The 17,457-nt window shown below is 65.5% G+C and carries 13 protein-coding genes; 9 read left to right on the top strand and 4 right to left on the bottom strand.

The annotated features are described in order from the left end of the window. The first annotated feature begins 111 nt into the window (after positions 1-111). The 8 genes from CX676_RS11725 to CX676_RS11690 all read left to right on the top strand — a co-directional run bounded on the left by CX676_RS11725 (position 112) and on the right by CX676_RS11690 (position 11,709). Positions 112-1,002: a fatty acid desaturase gene (locus tag CX676_RS11725; protein WP_198590184.1), complete on the top strand. Its 891-nt coding sequence runs from the start codon at positions 112-114 to the stop codon at positions 1,000-1,002. Continuing rightward, complete coding sequence (locus tag CX676_RS11720) at positions 999-1,697, top strand: phosphate/phosphite/phosphonate ABC transporter substrate-binding protein (RefSeq protein ID WP_198590183.1); 699 nt, start codon at positions 999-1,001, stop codon at positions 1,695-1,697. The genes CX676_RS11725 and CX676_RS11720 overlap by 4 nt, the downstream gene beginning before the upstream one ends. Further along, the gene (locus CX676_RS11715) at positions 1,690-2,997 is read left to right on the top strand and encodes an NAD(P)/FAD-dependent oxidoreductase (RefSeq protein ID WP_101752776.1); all 1,308 of its coding nucleotides are present in this window, start codon (positions 1,690-1,692) and stop codon (positions 2,995-2,997) included. The genes CX676_RS11720 and CX676_RS11715 overlap by 8 nt, the downstream gene beginning before the upstream one ends. Beyond that, the gene (locus CX676_RS11710; RefSeq protein ID WP_101752775.1) at positions 2,994-5,540 is read left to right on the top strand and encodes a GcvT family protein; all 2,547 of its coding nucleotides are present in this window, start codon (positions 2,994-2,996) and stop codon (positions 5,538-5,540) included. Before CX676_RS11715 ends, CX676_RS11710 begins: the two co-directional genes overlap by 4 nt. Positions 5,541-5,655: 115 nt before the next feature. After that, positions 5,656-7,302, top strand: a complete 1,647-nt coding sequence (locus CX676_RS11705; protein WP_232816433.1) for an ABC transporter substrate-binding protein — start codon at positions 5,656-5,658, stop codon at positions 7,300-7,302. A gap of 57 nt (positions 7,303-7,359) precedes the next feature. Continuing rightward, positions 7,360-8,445, top strand: a complete 1,086-nt coding sequence (locus CX676_RS11700; RefSeq protein ID WP_101752774.1) for an ABC transporter permease — start codon at positions 7,360-7,362, stop codon at positions 8,443-8,445. After that, a complete protein-coding gene (locus CX676_RS11695; protein ID WP_101752773.1) occupies positions 8,445-9,602 on the top strand; it encodes an ABC transporter permease in 1,158 nt (385 codons plus the stop codon). The genes CX676_RS11700 and CX676_RS11695 overlap by 1 nt, the downstream gene beginning before the upstream one ends. A gap of 4 nt (positions 9,603-9,606) precedes the next feature. Next, complete coding sequence (locus CX676_RS11690; protein WP_101752772.1) at positions 9,607-11,709, top strand: ABC transporter ATP-binding protein; 2,103 nt, start codon at positions 9,607-9,609, stop codon at positions 11,707-11,709. Positions 11,710-11,751: 42 nt separating this feature from the next. Here CX676_RS11690 and CX676_RS11685 read toward each other — a convergent pair whose 3' ends face one another. Beyond that, positions 11,752-12,348 carry a TetR/AcrR family transcriptional regulator gene (locus CX676_RS11685; protein WP_198590182.1) on the bottom strand — a complete coding sequence of 199 codons (597 nt, stop codon included), beginning with the start codon at positions 12,346-12,348 and terminating at the stop codon, positions 11,752-11,754. Between the two features lie 120 nt (positions 12,349-12,468). Here CX676_RS11685 and CX676_RS11680 point away from each other — a divergent pair, with 120 nt between their 5' ends. Beyond that, entirely contained in the window at positions 12,469-12,645 is a 177-nt protein-coding gene (locus CX676_RS11680) for a hypothetical protein (RefSeq protein ID WP_232816432.1), read from the top strand. Positions 12,646-12,716: 71 nt separating this feature from the next. Here CX676_RS11680 and CX676_RS11675 read toward each other — a convergent pair whose 3' ends face one another. The 3 genes from CX676_RS11675 to CX676_RS11665 form a co-directional block, all read right to left on the bottom strand. After that, the gene (locus CX676_RS11675; RefSeq protein WP_232816431.1) at positions 12,717-13,994 is read right to left on the bottom strand and encodes a short-chain fatty acid transporter; all 1,278 of its coding nucleotides are present in this window, start codon (positions 13,992-13,994) and stop codon (positions 12,717-12,719) included. A gap of 114 nt (positions 13,995-14,108) precedes the next feature. Then, the gene (locus CX676_RS11670) at positions 14,109-15,554 is read right to left on the bottom strand and encodes an HlyD family type I secretion periplasmic adaptor subunit (RefSeq protein WP_232816430.1); all 1,446 of its coding nucleotides are present in this window, start codon (positions 15,552-15,554) and stop codon (positions 14,109-14,111) included. Beyond that, positions 15,551-17,299, bottom strand: coding sequence for a type I secretion system permease/ATPase (locus CX676_RS11665; protein ID WP_101754293.1), 1,749 nt, complete (start codon positions 17,297-17,299; stop codon positions 15,551-15,553). The genes CX676_RS11670 and CX676_RS11665 overlap by 4 nt, the downstream gene beginning before the upstream one ends. Positions 17,300-17,457: the final 158 nt, after the last annotated feature.

The following is a 17,457-nucleotide window of genomic DNA, read 5'->3' as shown; positions in this document are numbered from 1 at the left end:
TGGTTCATCATACTGTGACTTCAGGAAACAAATCACGTCTTTTGTTACGATAATCTTCTTGCGGCACAGGGCTGCACTTCGCACACTCATCTGATCCTTCAGGGAGTCGCGATGAAAGTCGAATGGCCGACGGTCGCCCTGACCGTCGTCACTTATGGGCTGTGGATTGCCGCCGGCGCGATGCTGTGGCCGGCCTCTCCGGTCCTTGCGCTGGTGCTGATGACACTGACCACGGCGCTGCATTCCTCGCTGGTCCATGAGAACCTGCACGGCCATCCGACCCGGAAGCGTTGGCTGAACGAGGTGCTGGTGGCGGTCAATCCCGGTCTCGTCTATCCCTATCGCCGCTACCGCGAGACGCATCTGCGCCACCATCACGACGCAAGGCTGACCGATCCCTTCGAGGACCCCGAAAGCTATTACAAGGCGGCGTGGCGTTACCGGCAGATGCCGGGCTGGCTGCGCGCGGTGCTGCAGGCGAACAACACGCTGGTCGGGCGGATGGTGCTGGGGCCGGTGCTGGGGGGCGCGGGCTTTCTGGCGGGCGAGGTCCGGGGGATCTGGCGGAATGCGCCGGGCATCCGGCTTGCTTGGCTGCTGAACCTGCTGGGCTGCCTGCCGGTGATCGCCGCGCTGGTCTGGTGGGGCATCCCGGTCTGGCTTTATCTCGTGGCCGTGGTCTGGGGCAGCCTCGCGCTGATCTCGATCCGCACCTTTGCCGAACATCGCTGGCACGAAACGCCCGAGGGCCGCACCATCATCGTCGAACGCTCGCCGCTGTCGCTGCTGTTCCTGAACAACAACCTGCACATCGTCCATCACAAGCTGCCCGGTGCGCCCTGGTACCGGCTTCCGCATCTCTATCACGAGCAGCGGCTGGAATGGCTGGCGATCAATCAGGGCTATGTCTATCCCAATTACTGGGCGCTGTTCCGCGCCCATGCCCTGCACCGGAAAGAGCCCGTCGAGCATCCCGTTCTTTATCGTGAGAGACTGCCATGACCGGACGCGCCGCCCTGCCCATGTATGACTGGCCCGAGGTCCGTGACCGCACAAACGCCTTCTGGCAGGGGCTCCGCGACCGCGTCGCCGGCTTGCCCGAACTGTCGCACCCGGTCGAGATGGAGGATCTGCTGGCGATCTGGCGCGATCCGGCGACAGTGATGACCGAATGCTGCTGGGGCACGGTCGATCTGGGCATGTGCACGGTTCAGCAGATCCTGGCGCAGCGGAATTACGACGGCGTCCTTGGCGGCGAGGGGATCAATTATCGCTCGGCACTGGTGATGCGTCAGGGCGAGGTGGCGCAGCCGGCGGCGGGGGCGGTGCTGCCCCAAGGGATCGAGGGGCTGAAATGGGCGGCGAACCAGCCCGACAGCCGCTCGGGCTGGCTGGGCATCGCTGAGGATGCGGCGCTGTCGGCGGAGGAGGTGCTGTGGACCGGCGCGCATCGGGAATCGATCCGCATGGTGGCCACGGGGCAGGCCGACATCGCCGCAATCGACTGCCTTAGCTGGGAACTGGCGCAGGCCTACGAGCCGGCGGCGCGCGATCTTGTGGTGGTCGGCTGGACCGCACCGCGCCCCGGCATCTTCTTCACCACCGGCATAGACACCCCGCCGGAGCTTGCGCGGGCGCTGCGCGCGGCGCTGCTGGCGATGAACCAATATCCTGCGCAGGAGCCGGCGCATGTCTGAGCGGTATGACGCCATCATCATCGGTGCCGGGGTCATCGGCAATGCCATCGCCTTCGAACTCGCCAAGCTGGGCTGGCGCACGCTGTCCTTGGACAAGGGGCCGGATGCGGGGTCGGGTTCGACCTCCTCCTCGAGCGCCATCATCCGCACCTATTACTCGGTCGAGGCCTCCTGCGCGCTGGCCTATGAGGGCTGGCATTACTGGCGGGACTGGGCCGCGCATGTGAACCTGCCCGAGGGCGTACCGTTGATCCGTTACAACGAGACCGGCTGCCTGGTGGTGAAAGGGCCGGCCAACAAGGATCTGGTCCATGTCATGCGGATGATGGACCATATCGGCTGCCCCTATCAGGAGGTGCCGACCGAACGCATCGCCGATTACCTGCCCGGCGTCGATCTGCGCGCCTATTACCCGCCGAAACGCCCCGAGGAGGATGGCTTCTGCGAGCCGACCGGGGGCGAGATCGCGGGGGCGGTGTTCTTTCCGCAGGGCGGCTTCGTCAACGATCCGAAACTGGCGGCCGAGAACCTGAAGCAGGCGGCCGAGGCGCAAGGCGCGCGCTTCCTGTTCCGCGCCGCCGTGGCCGAGATCCGGCAGGAGGGCGGCCGGGTGGCCGGCGTCACGCTGGCGGACGGGCGGCAGATCGATGCGCCGGTGGTGATCAATGCCGGTGGGCCGTGGTCATCCAAGCTGAACGAACTCGCAGGGGTGACGCGGGGCATGAACATATCGACCCGGGCGAACCGGCAGGAGGTGGCCTATATCCCCGGGCCGCGGAATTTCGACTTCGGCACGAATGGCTATATCTATTCCGATGGCGATACCGAGACCTACGCCCGCCCGGACAGTCCCGGCATCATCTGCATCGGCTCGGGTGATCCGCAATGCGATCCGCGCGAATGGGTGGATGATCCCGACAGTCTGACGCAGGATTTCACCGATCAGTGGACGGTGAATGTGATGCGTACGGCGCAGCGCTTTCCCGAATTGCCGATCCCCGGACATGCCAAGGGCATTGTCGCCCTGTATGACGTGAGCGACGACTGGTTGCCGATCTATGACCGTTCGGACCTGCCGGGCTTCTACATGGCCTGCGGCACCAGCGGGAACCAGTTCAAGAATGCCCCGGTGGCGGGCAAGATCATGGCCCATATCGTGACCTCCTGCGAGGCGGGCCATGACCATGATGCAGACCCGCTGCAATTCCATCTCGCGCGGATCGATCGGGTGATCGATCTTGGCACCTATTCGCGCAAGCGCGAGGTCAACCCCAATTCCAGCTTCTCGGTGATCGGATGAGTGACAGGAACGTTCGTGTGGTGGTGATCGGCGGCGGAGTCGTCGGCTGTTCGGTGCTGTTCCATCTGGCCAAGGCGGGCTGGACCGACAGCCTGCTGATCGAGCGCTCGGAACTGACCTCGGGGTCAAGCTGGCACGCGGCAGGCGGGTTTCATACGCTGAACGGCGATCCGAACGTGGCGAAGCTGCAAGCCTATACGGTCGGGCTTTATGACGAGCTGGAAAAACTTTCCGGTCAGGCCTGCGGGCTGCATTTGACCGGCGGCGTGATGATGGCCGACAGCGAGGAACGCATGGACTGGCTGCGCATGACCCATGCGCGCGGCCGGGTGCTGGGGATGGAGACCGAGCTGATCACCCCCAGCGAGGCCAAGGCGATGTTCCCGCTGATGGACGAGACGCAATTCGTGGGCGCCTTGTGGGATCCGGTCGAGGGGCATCTGGACCCCTCGGGCACCACCCATGCCTATGCCAAGGCGGCCCGCGCGCTTGGCGCGCAGATCGAGTTGAGGAACCCGGTCAAGGAGCTGACGCAGGACGCCGACGGGACCTGGAATGTCATCACCCAGAACGGCACCATCCGGGCCGAGCATGTGGTGAATGCCGGCGGTCTCTGGGCGCGCGAGATCGGGCGCATGGTCGGGCTGGAACTGCCGGTGCTGGCGATGGAGCATATGTATCTCCTGACCGAGGACATGCCCGAGGTCATGGAATTCAACGCTAGGACCGGGCGCGAGTTGGTCGGTGTCATCGACTTCAAGGGCGAGATCTACACCCGGCAAGAGCGCAACGGTATCCTGCTGGGCACCTATGAGAAGGCGGCGAAGCCCTGGTCGCCGGTGACGACGCCCTGGGATTTCGGTCATGAACTGCTGGAACCCGATCTGGACCGCATCGCCCCTTCGCTGGAAGTGGGCTTCCGGCATTTCCCGCCCTATGAGCGCGCCGGGATCAAGACGGTCATCAACGGCCCCTTCACCTTCGCGCCCGACGGCAACCCGCTGGTCGGGCCGGTGCCGGGGCTGACGAATTTCTGGTCGGCCTGCGCGGTGATGGCGGGCTTCAGCCAAGGCGGCGGCGTCGGGCTGGTGCTGGCGAACTGGATGACCACGGGCGATCCGGGGCATGATGTCTTTGCCATGGACGTGGCGCGTTACGGCGAATGGGCGACGCTGCGCCATACCAATGCCAAGGTGCGCGAGAATTATTCGCGCCGCTTCTCGATCCGTTTCCCGAACGAGGAGCTGCCCGCCGCCCGGCCGCAGGAAACCACGCCGATCTATGACATCCTGACCCGCGACAAGCATGCGGTCATGGGCGACAACTGGGGGCTGGAGGCGCCCCTGTGGTTCGCGCCCTCGGCGGATGAGGCGCATGACGTGCCGATGTTCCACCGCTCGAACGATTTCGCCCATGTCGGTGCCGAGGTCAGGGCGGTGCGCGAGGGGGTGGGCGTCACCGAGATCTCGAACTTCGCCAAGTACGAGGTGACGGGGCCGGGGGCCGAGGCCTTCCTTGACCGGTTGATGACCAATCACATGCCGAAGCAGGGGCGGCTGGTGCTGACGCCGATGCTGAACCCCGAGGGCAAGCTGATCGGCGATTTCACCATTGCCCGCGCCGCGCCCGAGCGCTTCCTGATCTGGGGCAGCATCGCCGCCAGCAAGTATCACATGCGCTGGTTCGAGAGCCATTTGCCGGGCGACGGCTCGGTGCGACTGCACCGCTTTGGCACCGATCTCGTGGGGCTTTCCATCGCCGGCCCGAAATCGCGCGAACTGGTGCAACGCCTGACCGATGCCGATGTCAGCAATGCCGGTTTCCGCTTCATGGATTTCCGCGAGATGGACATTGCCGGCTCGCCCTGCCTGGTGAACCGCATCACCTATACCGGCGATCTGGGCTACGAGATCTGGATGCGCCCGGCCTTCCAGCGCCGGGTCTACCTGGCAATCCACGAGGCCGGGGCGGATCTGGGGCTGGTCGATTTCGGCATGCGGGCGCTGTTGTCCATGCGGCTCGAGAAGAACTTTCCGACATGGTTCGCGGAACTGCGCCCGATCTATGGCCCCTACGAGGCCGGGATGGAGCGGTTTGTCAGGCTGGACAAGGATTTCATTGGTCGAGACGCGGCGGCGCGGGAAAAGGCCGAGGGGCCGAAGCTCAAACGGGTGTCGCTGATCGTCGAGGCCGAGACCGCCGATGTGCTGGGCGACGAGCCGATCTGGGCGCGCATCCCGGCGCCCTCGGGCGCGATCACCCCGCCGCATGATTTCGGGGCGCCGCGCTTTGACGCCGAGGGGCGCGAGACCGCGCGGGTGCAGATCCAGACCGATGGCGACTGGTCGGTGGCGGGCTGGGTGACCTCGGGTGGTTATGCCCATGGGGTCGGGGCCTCGATGGCGCAGGGCTATCTGCCCGCGGCGCTGGCCGAGGCCGGGCAGGAGCCTGAATTCGAGGTCGAGATTCTGGGTCGGCGCTATTCCGCCCGCATCGCCCACGAGCCGCCCTTCGATCCGGCAGGTGACCGGATGCGGGCGTAAATCGCCAATGTTGCGCCGGTTTTTTGCCTCGCATCCAGAAAACTTGCTGCTACGCTAGGGCTAACAACAGCGCGGCCGCGAAGCCGCCAGCATATCAACCGGAGGACAAGACGACATGCCCAAAGACATCAAGTTCCCGTCCCTGCATCCCAAGGCGTGGATGTACGCGGCAGAGGCGAAGGCCGGCCAGCTGAGCCGGCGCGAGTTCCTGACGCGCGCCACCGCGCTTGGCGTCACCGCCACCGCCGCCTACGGGATGATCGGCCTGACCGCGCCCGCCAAGGCGCAGCCGGCCGGCGATCCGGTCACCGGCGGCAGCATCAAGATGCAGATGTATATCAAGGCGCAGAAGGACCCCCGCACCTGGGACTGGTCTGAACACGCCAATGTCTGCCGCGGCTGGCTTGAATACCTTGCCAGCTATGAAAACGACGGTTCGGTCCTGCCGGTGCTGCTGGAAAGCTGGGACGTGAACGAGGATGCCACCGAATACACGCTGCATGTTCGCCCGGGCGTGACCTGGAACAACGGCGATGCCTTCGTCGCCGATCACATTCGGCACAATATCGAGCGTTGGTGCGACGGCACGGTCGAGGGCAACTCGATGGCCTCGCGCTTCTCGACCATGGTTGACCCGGCGACCAACAAGATGCGCGCCGATGCGGTCGAAGTCGTCGATGACATGACGCTGAAGCTGAAGCTGTCGGCGCCCGATATCACCATCATCGTCGGCTGTGCCGACTACCCGGCGGCGGTCACCCACCCGTCCTTCACCGGCAGCGACCCGGTGGCCGAGCCGATCGGCACCGGCCCCTATCGCCCGGTCAGCCACGAGGCGGGCGTCGGCGCGGTGATCGAACGGAACCCGGACCACAAATGGTGGAACGAGGGCAAGGGCGCCTATCTGGACCAGATCGAATTCGTCGATCTGGGCACCGATCCGGCGGCCTGGCTGGCCGCAGCCGAGGGCGGCGAGATCGATCTGGACTATAACACCATCGGCGATTTCGTCGATCTGTTCGACGGCATCGGCTGGGTCAAGTCCGAGGCGCTGACGGCGAACACGCTGGCCGTGCGCTTCAACCAGGAGCAGGAACCCTTCACCAATCCCGAGGTCCGCAAGGCCGTGCAGATGGCGGTGGACAATAACAAGGTGCTGGAACTGGGCTATGACGGTCAGGGCACGGCGGGCGCGAACCACCATGTCTGCCCGATCCATCCCGAATATGCCGATATCGGCCCGGCGCCCCTTGATCCGGCGGCGGCCAAGGCGGCCTATGACGCCGCAGGCGCCCCGGCGATCGAACTGGTGTCGCTGGACGAGGATTATCAGGCGGCAACCTGCGACGCCATCGCCGCGCAGCTGCGCGAGGCGGGCTTTACCATCGAGCGCAAGATCCTGCCCGGCGCGACCTATTGGAACGACTGGCTGAAATTCCCCTTCAGCGCGACCGAGTGGAACATGCGTCCGCTTGGCGTGCAGGTGATGAAGCTGGCCTATCACAGCGGCGCCGCCTGGAACGAATCCGCCTATCGCAAGCCGGAATTCGACGCGCTTCTGGATCAGGCCATGGCGACGCCCGATGTCGAGGCGCGCAAGGCGATCATGGGTCAGGCCGAGCAGATGATGCGCGATGATGGCGTGGTGATCCTGCCCTTCTGGCGCAACACCTATCGCCACGCCAAGCCCAATATCGGCGGCGCGGCGATCCACCCGACCTTCGAGGTGCGTTACCAGTATTACTGGGTCGCCCCCGAGTAAGCCCTGTATCGGCGGCCCTGCAAGGGGCCGCCGCTTTCCTGTTCGGAGGGATATGCCGTGCTGCGCTTCGTGATCCGCCGACTGCTGACCATCATAGCCTCGGCGCTGGTATTGACCTTCGTGGTCTTCGCCCTGACCAACCTGCAACCCAACCTGGAAAAGCTGGCCAAGGGGCAGGGTTCCGCCCGGATGTCGGATGCCGAGGTGACCAGTTGGCTGGCCGGCAATGGCTATGACCGGCCGATGCTGACCCGCTATGGCGAATGGCTGGGCGTGGTGCCCGGCTGGACCGGCGAGGACAGCAACGGCAATCCGCGCGGCCGCTGTGTCGACCAGGCCGAGGACAAGGCCAATGCCCCAAGCTATTGCGGCATCCTGCAGGGCGAATGGGGCTGGTCCACGCGCTTCAAGGCGCCCGTTTCGGAAATCATCGCGGACCGGCTGGCGGCGACCGGCAAGCTGATGTTCTGGGTCATGGTGGTCATGGTGCCCTCGGCCCTTCTGCTGGGTGTCGTCGCCGGGATGCGCGAGGGCTCGCGCACCGACCGGACGCTGTCGACCTTCGCCATCGCCTCGACATCTACCCCGGAATACGTGCTGGGGGTGCTGCTGGTTGCGGCGCTGGCCAGTTCGCAGGTGGGACTGTCGCCCCTGCTGAAGGACTGGGGGCTGATCTCGACCCCGGTGCTGTTCCAAGGGAATGCCCGGTCTGCCGTGGATGACGCGAATTTCTGGAACTTCACCCTGCCGGTGATGACCGTGGCGCTTTATGGCATGGGCTATATCGCCCGGATGACCCGCGCCTCGATGACCGAGGTGATGACCCAGCAATATATTCGCACTGCGCGGCTGAAGGGTGTGCCCTTCCGGCAGGTGGTGATGAAACATGCGCTGCGGAACGCGCTGATCGCGCCCTTCACCGTCATCATGCTGCAATTCCCCTGGCTCCTGAACGGCGTGGTCATCGTCGAGGTGCTGTTCAGCTATCCCGGCTTTGGCTGGACGCTGGTCGAGGCGGCGGGAAACAATGACATCGAACTCTTGCTGGCCTGCTCGGTCGTTGCCGTGGTGCTGGTGCTGATCACCCAGCTGATCAGCGATCTCGGCTATGCCTGGCTGAACCCCCGCATAAGGATCTCGTGATGGAGGAAATCGGCTGGTTCTCGATCATCGGGCGGATGGCGGCTGTGCTGTGGCCCGTCTGGCTGGGTATGGCACTGGTCTTTGCCCTGTCGATCACCTTCAAGCGGCGGCTGGGGCTTTACGGCAAGCTGTTTGATTCCAATATCGGCATGGTCGGCTTCGCGCTGGTGCTGTTCTGGCTGCTGGTCGCCGTCTTCGCGCCGCAGATCGCCACGCATGATCCCTTGACGCAGTTGTCGGGGATGAAGAACGCCGTGCCGGGCACGCCGACGGGGCAGGAGGGGGGCTATCCCTATTACCTGCTCGGCGGCGATTCACTGGCGCGCGACGTCTTCTCGCGGATGATCATGGGCGCGCGGGATGTGCTGAAGATCGCCCCGGCAGCCGCGCTGATCGCCTATGCGGTGGGCATCTGCCTCGGCCTGCCGGCGGGCTATATCGGCGGCTGGTGGGATGACCTTCTGTCTTTCCTCGCCAACCTGGTGCTGGCCTTCCCGGTGATCCTGCTGTTCTTCCTGCTGGTCACGCCCGAGATCCGCGCCACCGGCATTCCGAACATCATGGCCGCCGTGCTGTTCGCCATTCCACTGGTTCTGATCGGGCTGATGATCCAGACCCGCTTCGTCACCCAGCCCGGCAAGAAATGGGGCTGGCTGGCGGTGCTGGGCGTGCTGGGGATCTGGGCCTATCTGGGGCTCGCGTTCAATGCCGATCCGCTTGGCGTCTGGCGGATGCCGCCGAACCTTCTGAACGTGTTCATCGCGGTCGTCTTCGTCAATGCGCCCACGGTCTTCCGCATCGTGCGCGGGATTACCATGGATATCCGCAACCGCGACTATGTCGCCGCCGCCCAGACCCGGGGGGAAAGCAGCGCCTATATCATGCTGTGGGAGATCCTGCCCAATGCCCGCGGCCCGCTGATCGTCGATTTCTGCCTGCGCATCGGCTATACGACGATCCTTCTGGGGACGCTTGGCTTCTTCGGCCTCGGCGTCTCGCCCGAGAGCCCGGACTGGGGCTCGACCATAAACGAGGGGCGACGGCTTCTGACCGCCTATCCCCATGCCGCGCTGGCGCCGGCCATCGCGCTGATGTCGCTGGTATTGGGCCTGAACCTGCTGGCCGACGGGCTGCGCGAGGAAAGTCTGAGGGATTGAGACCATGACCGAGACAGCCACCCAACAGGGCAGCGATCAACCGATCCTCGAGATCGACAAGCTCTCCATCAGCTTCTTCACCCGCCTCAGGGAAATTCCGGCGGTGATGGATTTTTCCTGCACGGTCATGCCCGGCGAGGCGGTGGGGCTGGTGGGGGAATCCGGTTGCGGCAAGTCCACCGTGGCGCTGGGGGTGATGCAGGATCTGGGCGTCAATGGCCGGATCGTCGGCGGATCGATCAAGTTCCGAGGCCGCGACATGACCCAGATGACGCAGGAGGAATTGCGCCAGATCCGCGGCAGCCAGATCGCCATGATCTACCAGGAGCCGATGGCCAGCCTGAACCCGGCCATGCGCATCGGTGACCAGCTGGCCGAAGTGCCGATGCTGCATGAAAAGACCAGCAAGGCCGAGGCGATGAAGCTGGCGCGGCAGCTGGTCGCCGATGTGCGCCTGCCCGACCCCGACCGCATCCTGCGCAGCTATCCGCACCAGCTGTCGGGCGGGCAGCAGCAGCGCATCGTCATCGCCATGGCGCTGATGTCGAAGCCGGCGCTGTTGATCCTTGACGAGCCGACCACCGCGCTTGACGTGACGGTCGAGGCCGGGATCGTCGAGTTGGTGAAGGACCTGGGCCGGAAATACGGCACCTCGATGCTGTTCATCAGCCATAACCTTGGCCTGATCCTCGAAACCTGCGACCGTATCTGCGTGATGTATTCGGGCGAAGCGGTCGAGACTGGCAGCGTCGAACAGGTGTTCGACCATATGCGTCACCCCTATACGCAGGCGCTGTTCCGCTCGATCCCGCTGCCCGGCGCGAACAAGAACAGCCGGCCTCTGGTGGCGATTCCGGGCAACTTCCCCTTGCCGCATGAACGCCCGCAGGGCTGCAATTTCGGCCCGCGCTGCGACTACTTCGTCGAGGGCGTCTGCAATGTCGCGGATATCCACATGCAGCCGGTGCCGGGCGAGGCGCGGCATGACACCCGCTGCCTGCGCTTTGAGCAGATCGATTGGGACGCGCCGGTGAAGGCGGCGGTGGCGGTCGAGAAGACCCAGATCGGCGAGGTCGTCCTGAAGATGGACGATGTGCGCAAATACTATCAGACCAGCGCCGGCATGTTCGGCGGCGGCGATGCGCAGGTGGTCAAGGCCAATGAATCGCTGTCCTTCGACGCGCGCGAGGGCGAGACGCTGGCCATCGTGGGCGAATCCGGCTGTGGCAAGTCGACCTTTGCCAAGGTGCTGATGGGGCTTGAGACCGCGACGGCGGGAGAGATCCTGCTCTACGACCAGTCGATCGAGAATACCCCGATCCAGAAGCGCGCTACCGATACGGTCTCCTCGGTGCAGATGGTGTTCCAGAACCCCTTCGACACGCTGAACCCCTCGATGACCGTGGGCCGGCAGATCATCCGCGCGCTGGAGATCTTTGGCGAGGGCAGGACCGATGCCGAGCGGCGCGACCGGATGCTGCAGCTTCTGGATCTGGTGAAGCTGCCCCGCGCCTTCGCCGAGCGGATGCCGCGGCAATTGTCGGGTGGGCAGAAGCAGCGGGTGGGCATTGCCCGCGCCTTTGCCGGTGGCGCCAAGATCGTGGTGGCGGACGAGCCGGTTTCGGCGCTGGATGTCTCGGTTCAGGCGGCGGTGACGCAGCTTCTGATGGATATCCAGCGCGAGAACGGCACGACGCTGCTGTTCATCAGCCATGACCTCAGCATCGTCCGCTATCTCTCGGACCGGGTGATGGTGATGTATCTGGGCCATGTGGTCGAACTCGGCACGACCGACCAGGTCTTTGCCCCGCCCTACCACCCCTATACCGAGGCGCTGCTGTCGGCGGTGCCGATCGCCGATACCCATGTGAAGAAGCGCAAGATCGTGCTGGAAGGCGACATTCCCTCAGCGGTGAACCCGCCGCCGGGCTGCCCGTTCCAGACCCGCTGCCGCTGGAAGTCGCAGGTGCCGGGCGGGCTTTGCGAGACCGAGATGCCGCCCCTGAAGGAGTTCCCGGGCGGGCATCGGATCAAGTGTCATCTGAGCGATGCGCAGATGGCGGCGATGGAGCCGGTTTTCAGCGTCGAGCCGACGGCGGCAGAGTAGGGTCGGGCGCGGCCCGTGCTGGTCGCACGGGCCAAAGGCAGTTCAGGCCCGCATTTCGGCCATGATCGATTCTGCCAGTTCCGCCGCGGCTTCCGGTCCGGGCAGGGTGTCGTTCAAGAGGAAATACCAGATCATCGAGATGATCCGCTGCTCGGCCCGCCTTGCGGTGACGGCGGGATTGAGCTGTCCCCGCTCCTCTGCGCGGCGAATGATGTTTTCCAGCAGCAGCCAGCGTTCGCGGCGTTCGCGGTGCAGCGCCTCGCGGATGGTGGGGTCGCTTTGCGCCTCGGCGATCAGCAGGCGCAGCATCGGGGCCAGAGGCTCCTGCCCCTCGCTGCCCTGCATCTGGCGCAGCATCTGGGCGATGAAGGCGGTCACGTCGCTGGTCAGATCGCCGGTATCGATCTCGCCAAGCGAGGATTTCGCCCGCGAGTACAGCGCCAGCAGCAGGTGCCCCCGGCTTGGCCACCAGCGATAGAGCGTGGCCTTGCCGGCACGGGCGCGACGGGCCACGGCCTCCATCGTCAGCTTCTGATAGCCTTCCTCGGCAATGATCTCGGCGGCGGCGTCCATCACCGCCTGTTCGGTGTCGGGATTGCGGCGGGCACCGACCGAGGTGCGGGGAGGTTCGACAGCCATTTTTCTCACATTGCCCATTGCGATACGATACGTTCCGTTCTATATCATCGATACGAAACGTTCATATTGGTATTTGCCATGTCCGCACAAGCTTCTCAACCCTCCCGCATCCGCTTTGCGATGCTTGTTTTTGCCTTTGTCTATCCGCTGGTCACGCTGGGGCTGATGGTCCTGATGCCACTGACCCAGGGCTGGCCGGTGCCGGCCCGCACCCTGATCCTGGTGCCGATCATCGTCGGTGCTATGATCTGGGGGATCATCCCGCTGATCCACACGCGGCTGCGCCACCTGCTGTAAGCCCGGCGCGAGACAATGAAGAACGGCGGGACCGCAAGGCCCCGCCGTTTGTCGTTCCGGCGCTGTAGTGCCTAGAGCAGCAACAGGAGCCCGCCGATGACCACGCCGGTGATCAGCAGATGCACCACGCAGAAGCCCATGATGTCACGCGGCTTCAGCCCGGCAATGCCCAACATCGGCAGCGCCCAGAAGGGCTGCAACAGGTTGGTCCAGGCATCGCCCCAGGCCACGCCCATCACCACGCGCGGCATGTCGGCGCCAAGGGCCGCCGCAGCCGGCAGCATGACCGGCGCCTGCACCGCCCATTGACCGCCGCCCGAAGGCACGAAGATATTGACGATGCCCGCCGAGATGAAGCTCCAGAAGGGCAGGGTGGTGGCGGTCGAGATCGAGACGAACCATTCCGACAGGCTGGCCGCCAGCCCGCTTTGGGTCATGATCGCCATGATCCCGGCATAGAAGGGGAACTGGATCACGATCCCGGCCCCGCCGCGCACGCCCTCGTCCAGTGCCGCCAGCAGGCTGCGGGCCGTGCCGTGGCAGAGGATGCCGACGAAGAGGAAGAGGAAGTTCACCACGTTGAGGTTGATTGCCCCGCCGCCGATGAAATGCAGCGCCAGCCAGATCACCCCCGGAATGCCGATGGCCCACATCAAGAGCCGGCTGTTCTCCAGCCGCTCAGCCGGGGTGGCATTGGCGGGCAGGGGCGCGGGGGCGGCGTCATTGCCAAGCTTGGCAGGATCGACCAGCACCTGCTCCGATTCGGGCGGCAGCATCCCGCGATTGACCAGCGGCACGATGATGAACAGCGCCGCGACGATGGCGAGGTTCCAGACCGAGAAGATCGTGTCCGAGGTCGAGATCACCCCGATCTGGTCTTCGGTGAAATGCCCCGGCGTGGCGATGGTCAGCGGGATCGAGCCCGACATGCCGCCATGCCAGATGACGAAGCCGGAATAGGCGGCGGCGACCAGGAGCCGGTAATCGACCTTGATCTGCCGCGCCAGTTCCTTGGCGAAGATCGCGCCCACCACCAGACCGAAGCCCCAGTTGATCCAGCTTGCCGCCAGCGAGACGATGCTGACGAGGATGATCGCCGAGCCGCGCGAGGTGGCCAGACCGGCCAGCCGCTGCAGGATCTTCCGCACCGGCGGCGACGAGGCGAGGATGAAACCGGTGACCAGCACCAGCAGCATCTGCATCGAGAAGGCCAGAAGCTCCCAGAAGCCGTTGCCCCACATGCGGATCAGCTCGACCGGGTTGGTGCCCTCGCTGACGATGGCCGCCAGCGCGGCCACCAGCGTCAGGACGATGACGAAGATGAAGGCATCGGGCAGCCACCGTTCCATCAGGCGGGTGGCTGGCCGGGATAGGGCTCTAAGCATAGGTTACTCCTCACATTTCCCTTGCGACGTTGGGCGAAGGAACCTGTGAAGGCAAGGCGCAGAGGCGATGTTAGCGCATCAGCTTTCGCGGAAGGCGCGGTTGAAGTAATCGGCCAGCGGTTTCACCAGGTAATCCATCGGGCTGCGTTCGCCGGTCTGGATATAGACCTCGACAGGCATGCCCGGGATCAGTTCCAGCCCCTTCAGCTTGTCCATCTCGTGGGGCAGGATGGTGACCTCGGCGCGGTAATAGGGGGTGCGCGTCGCCTCGTCCATCAGCGCATCGGCCGAGACCCGCAGCAACTGCCCGTCGATCTCGGGCGTGGTGCGCGAGGAGAAGGAGGAGAAGCGCAGCATCACCTCTTGCCCCGGCCGAACCTCGTCGACGTTGATCGTGGCCAGACGCGCACCGATGATCAGCGGGCGGTCCTGCGGGATGATGTACATCACCGGATCGGCCGGCCGGATGACCGAGCGGGGCGTGGTGAACAGCAGCTGGTGGATGATGCCCGAAACAGGCGCGCGGATCTCGAGCCGGCTGACCTGTTCGGTGAGGCTTCGGCGGCGCTCGGCCAGTTCCAGTTCGCGATAGCCGAGATCGCGCAATTCGGTCTCGGCGGTCTCGCGGCGCTCGGCATTCAGCCGCAGCTTCTCGATGCCGATCTCGGTCTGCCGGGTCTCGGCCTGGGCACGCATGGCCTGCATCTCGCCCAATTGACCGTCCAGCCGCGCCGCTTCGCGTTCCAGGGCCAGCACGCGCGAGGCCTGTGCCAGTCCCTTGTCCAGCAGCGAGCGCTGGTCGGTCAGCTCTTGCGCGATCAGGTCGCGCTGCGCGCCGAGGGCGACGAACTGCGCGTCGATGCCTTCGATTTGCTGCGTCAGCTGTTCCTCCTGCTTGGACAACTGTTCCAGCGATTGCTGGATGGTGTCGCGGCGGGCGTCGAACAGGCTCTGCTGCCCCTCCATCAGCTCGACCAATTGCGGGTCGGTCTTGGCGGAGTCCATCAGATCGGCCGGAAACTCGATCGTCGCGGCATCTGCCCGCTCGGCTTCCAGCCGGCCACGGCGGGCGAGGATCTCGAAATACTGGCCCTCGACGATGGTCAGCTCGGTTTGCAGCAGGTTTCCATCCAGACGGATCAGCGGTTGACCGGCCTCGACCGTCTCGCCCTCGGTGACGAGAATCTCGGAGATCACCCCGCCATCGGGGTGCTGCACGACCTGGCGTTGTTGCTCGACCTCGACCTGGCCGGGGGCGACCACCGCGCCGGCGATGCGGGTGAGCATCGCCCAGGCCCCGAACCCGCCGAACAGCAGGAAGATGCCCAGAAGCCCGACAAAGACCGCGCCGCGCACCGGCCAGCGCTTGGCCGCCTCGGCCTTGCTGACGCCGACCTTGATCGCGGGCGGGGGAGGCGGCGGCGGGCCGGGATCGACCAGTTCGGCGTCCGGAATGGCCTGCTGCTGCTTGATCGGCTGAATCCGGGCCATCGGCTGGCCCTTGGGCTGGTCCTGTCCGCTCATGTGATGCCCCCGCTCTGGCCCGCGCCCTGCGACTGGCGGATCTGTTCGGCGTTCTTGACCATGGATTTCAGCACCTCGTCACGCGGACCGAAGGCGCGGCGCTGACCCTGGTCCAGCATCAGCAGCAATTCGCATTCGGCGATGGCGGCGGGCCGGTGGGCCATGATGATCACCGCGCCACCGCGCGCCTTGATCGAGCGGATGGCAAGGTTCAGCGCCTCGGAGCCCTGATTGTCGAGATTCGAGTTCGGCTCGTCCAGCACGAACAGCACCGGCTGCGGATAGAGCGCGCGGGCAAGGCCGATGCGCTGGATCTGGCCGCCCGACAACCGGCCGCCGGACTGGCTGATCACCGTGTCATAGCCCTGCGGCAGGTCGAGGATCATCTGGTGCGCGGCGGCGGCCTGGGCCGCGGCGACGACGCGCTGGGGATCGGGGTTCGGGCTCATCCGGGCGATGTTCTCGGCGATGGTGCCATCGAACAACGTCACCTGCTGCGGCAGATAGCCGATCAGGCTGCCCAGCACGTCGGGATCATACTGGTCCAGCGTCGCGCCGCCGAGGCGGATCGAGCCGGCGGCAATCGGCCAGCCGCCGATGATGGCACGGGCCATCGTGGTCTTGCCGGCACCCGAGGGGCCGATAACGCCGACCGCCTGACCGGGGGCGAGCGAAAAGCTGACGCCGCGCAGCGTCGGTTGACCCTGGCCCGGCGGGACCACGGAAAGCTGCCGCACGTCCAGTTGCGCCTTGGGTCGGGGCAGGGGCGTGCGCTCGGGCTGCGGCGGGCGGCGCGACAACAGCTCGCTGATCCGCGCCCAGCCATCCTGTGCGCGCTGGACCACGGACCAGCCGCCCACCACCTGGTCGATCGGCGCCAACGCCCGACCCATCAGGATCGAACTGGCGATCATCGCGCCCGGGGTCAGTTCCTGCCGCAGAACCAGCCATGCGCCGGCGGCCAGCATGGCACTTTGCAGGAACAGCCGGAAGGTCCGCGAAAACACCGTGAAGGTCGAGGTTCGGTCGGTGCCCAGCATCTGCTGCTCGGTCGCCTCGCTGCGGGCCTTGCGCCAGCGTTCGAAGGCGGCGCCGCGCATCCCCAGCGAGCCGATCAGCTCGCCCTCGTCGCGGTAAAGATCCGACATCCGCTCGGCCCGCTGCTGGGCGACCGCCGAATGTTGCAGGGGCGCGCGGCTGAGCCATTGATTCATCAGTGTGGCGATGACCACGATCCCGCCGCCGACCACGGCAACCACGCCCAGAAGCGGGTGGAAGATGAAGACGGCGGCGAGAAAGACTGGTGCCCAGGGCAGGTCGAACAGTGCCAGCAGGACCGGAGAGGCGAAGAAGCGATGAACCGCCTCGAGATCGCGCATGCCGCCACGCACGGCCACATCGTTGCCCGAGCCGGCGCCTTCTGCCAGCGCGGCGGTAAAGACCCGCGGCTCCATCCGGTTCAGGAAGCGGGCGGCGACGCGCGCCATCACCCGGTTGCGCGCGATGTCGAGCACGCCCATCAGCAGGAACAGGAACACCACCAGCGCAAACAGGGCCGTCAGCGTCTCGACCGAACGCGAGGCCAGCACCCGGTCATAGACCTGCAGCATGAACAGCGGGCCGGTCAGCATCAGGATGTTCACCGCGGCCGAGAACAGCCCCACGATGATGAACAACTGCCATCCCTCGCCCCGCGCCGCGCGAAGTTCGGCCCTGCCGCGTTGACTGTCAGGCGCTCTTGCCATGCTGCCATCCGTCTTGTCTGTTGCGCTCTTGCGGGTCATCCCGGCTGGCGGCCTGCGCCATCGGCAGACCTCCACCGGCCAGGTTTGCCCGCGCTTGCCCTGCCGTCCGATCAGTTCTATGCGAGTTCAAACGATTATAACAGGCCGTTTCGCCAGCG

The sequence above is a fragment of the Paracoccus zhejiangensis genome, assembly GCF_002847445.1.
Lineage (GTDB): Bacteria > Pseudomonadota > Alphaproteobacteria > Rhodobacterales > Rhodobacteraceae > Paracoccus > Paracoccus zhejiangensis.
The sequence above is the reverse complement of the archived record's forward strand: the minus strand, read 5'-3'. Positions and strand labels throughout refer to the sequence as shown.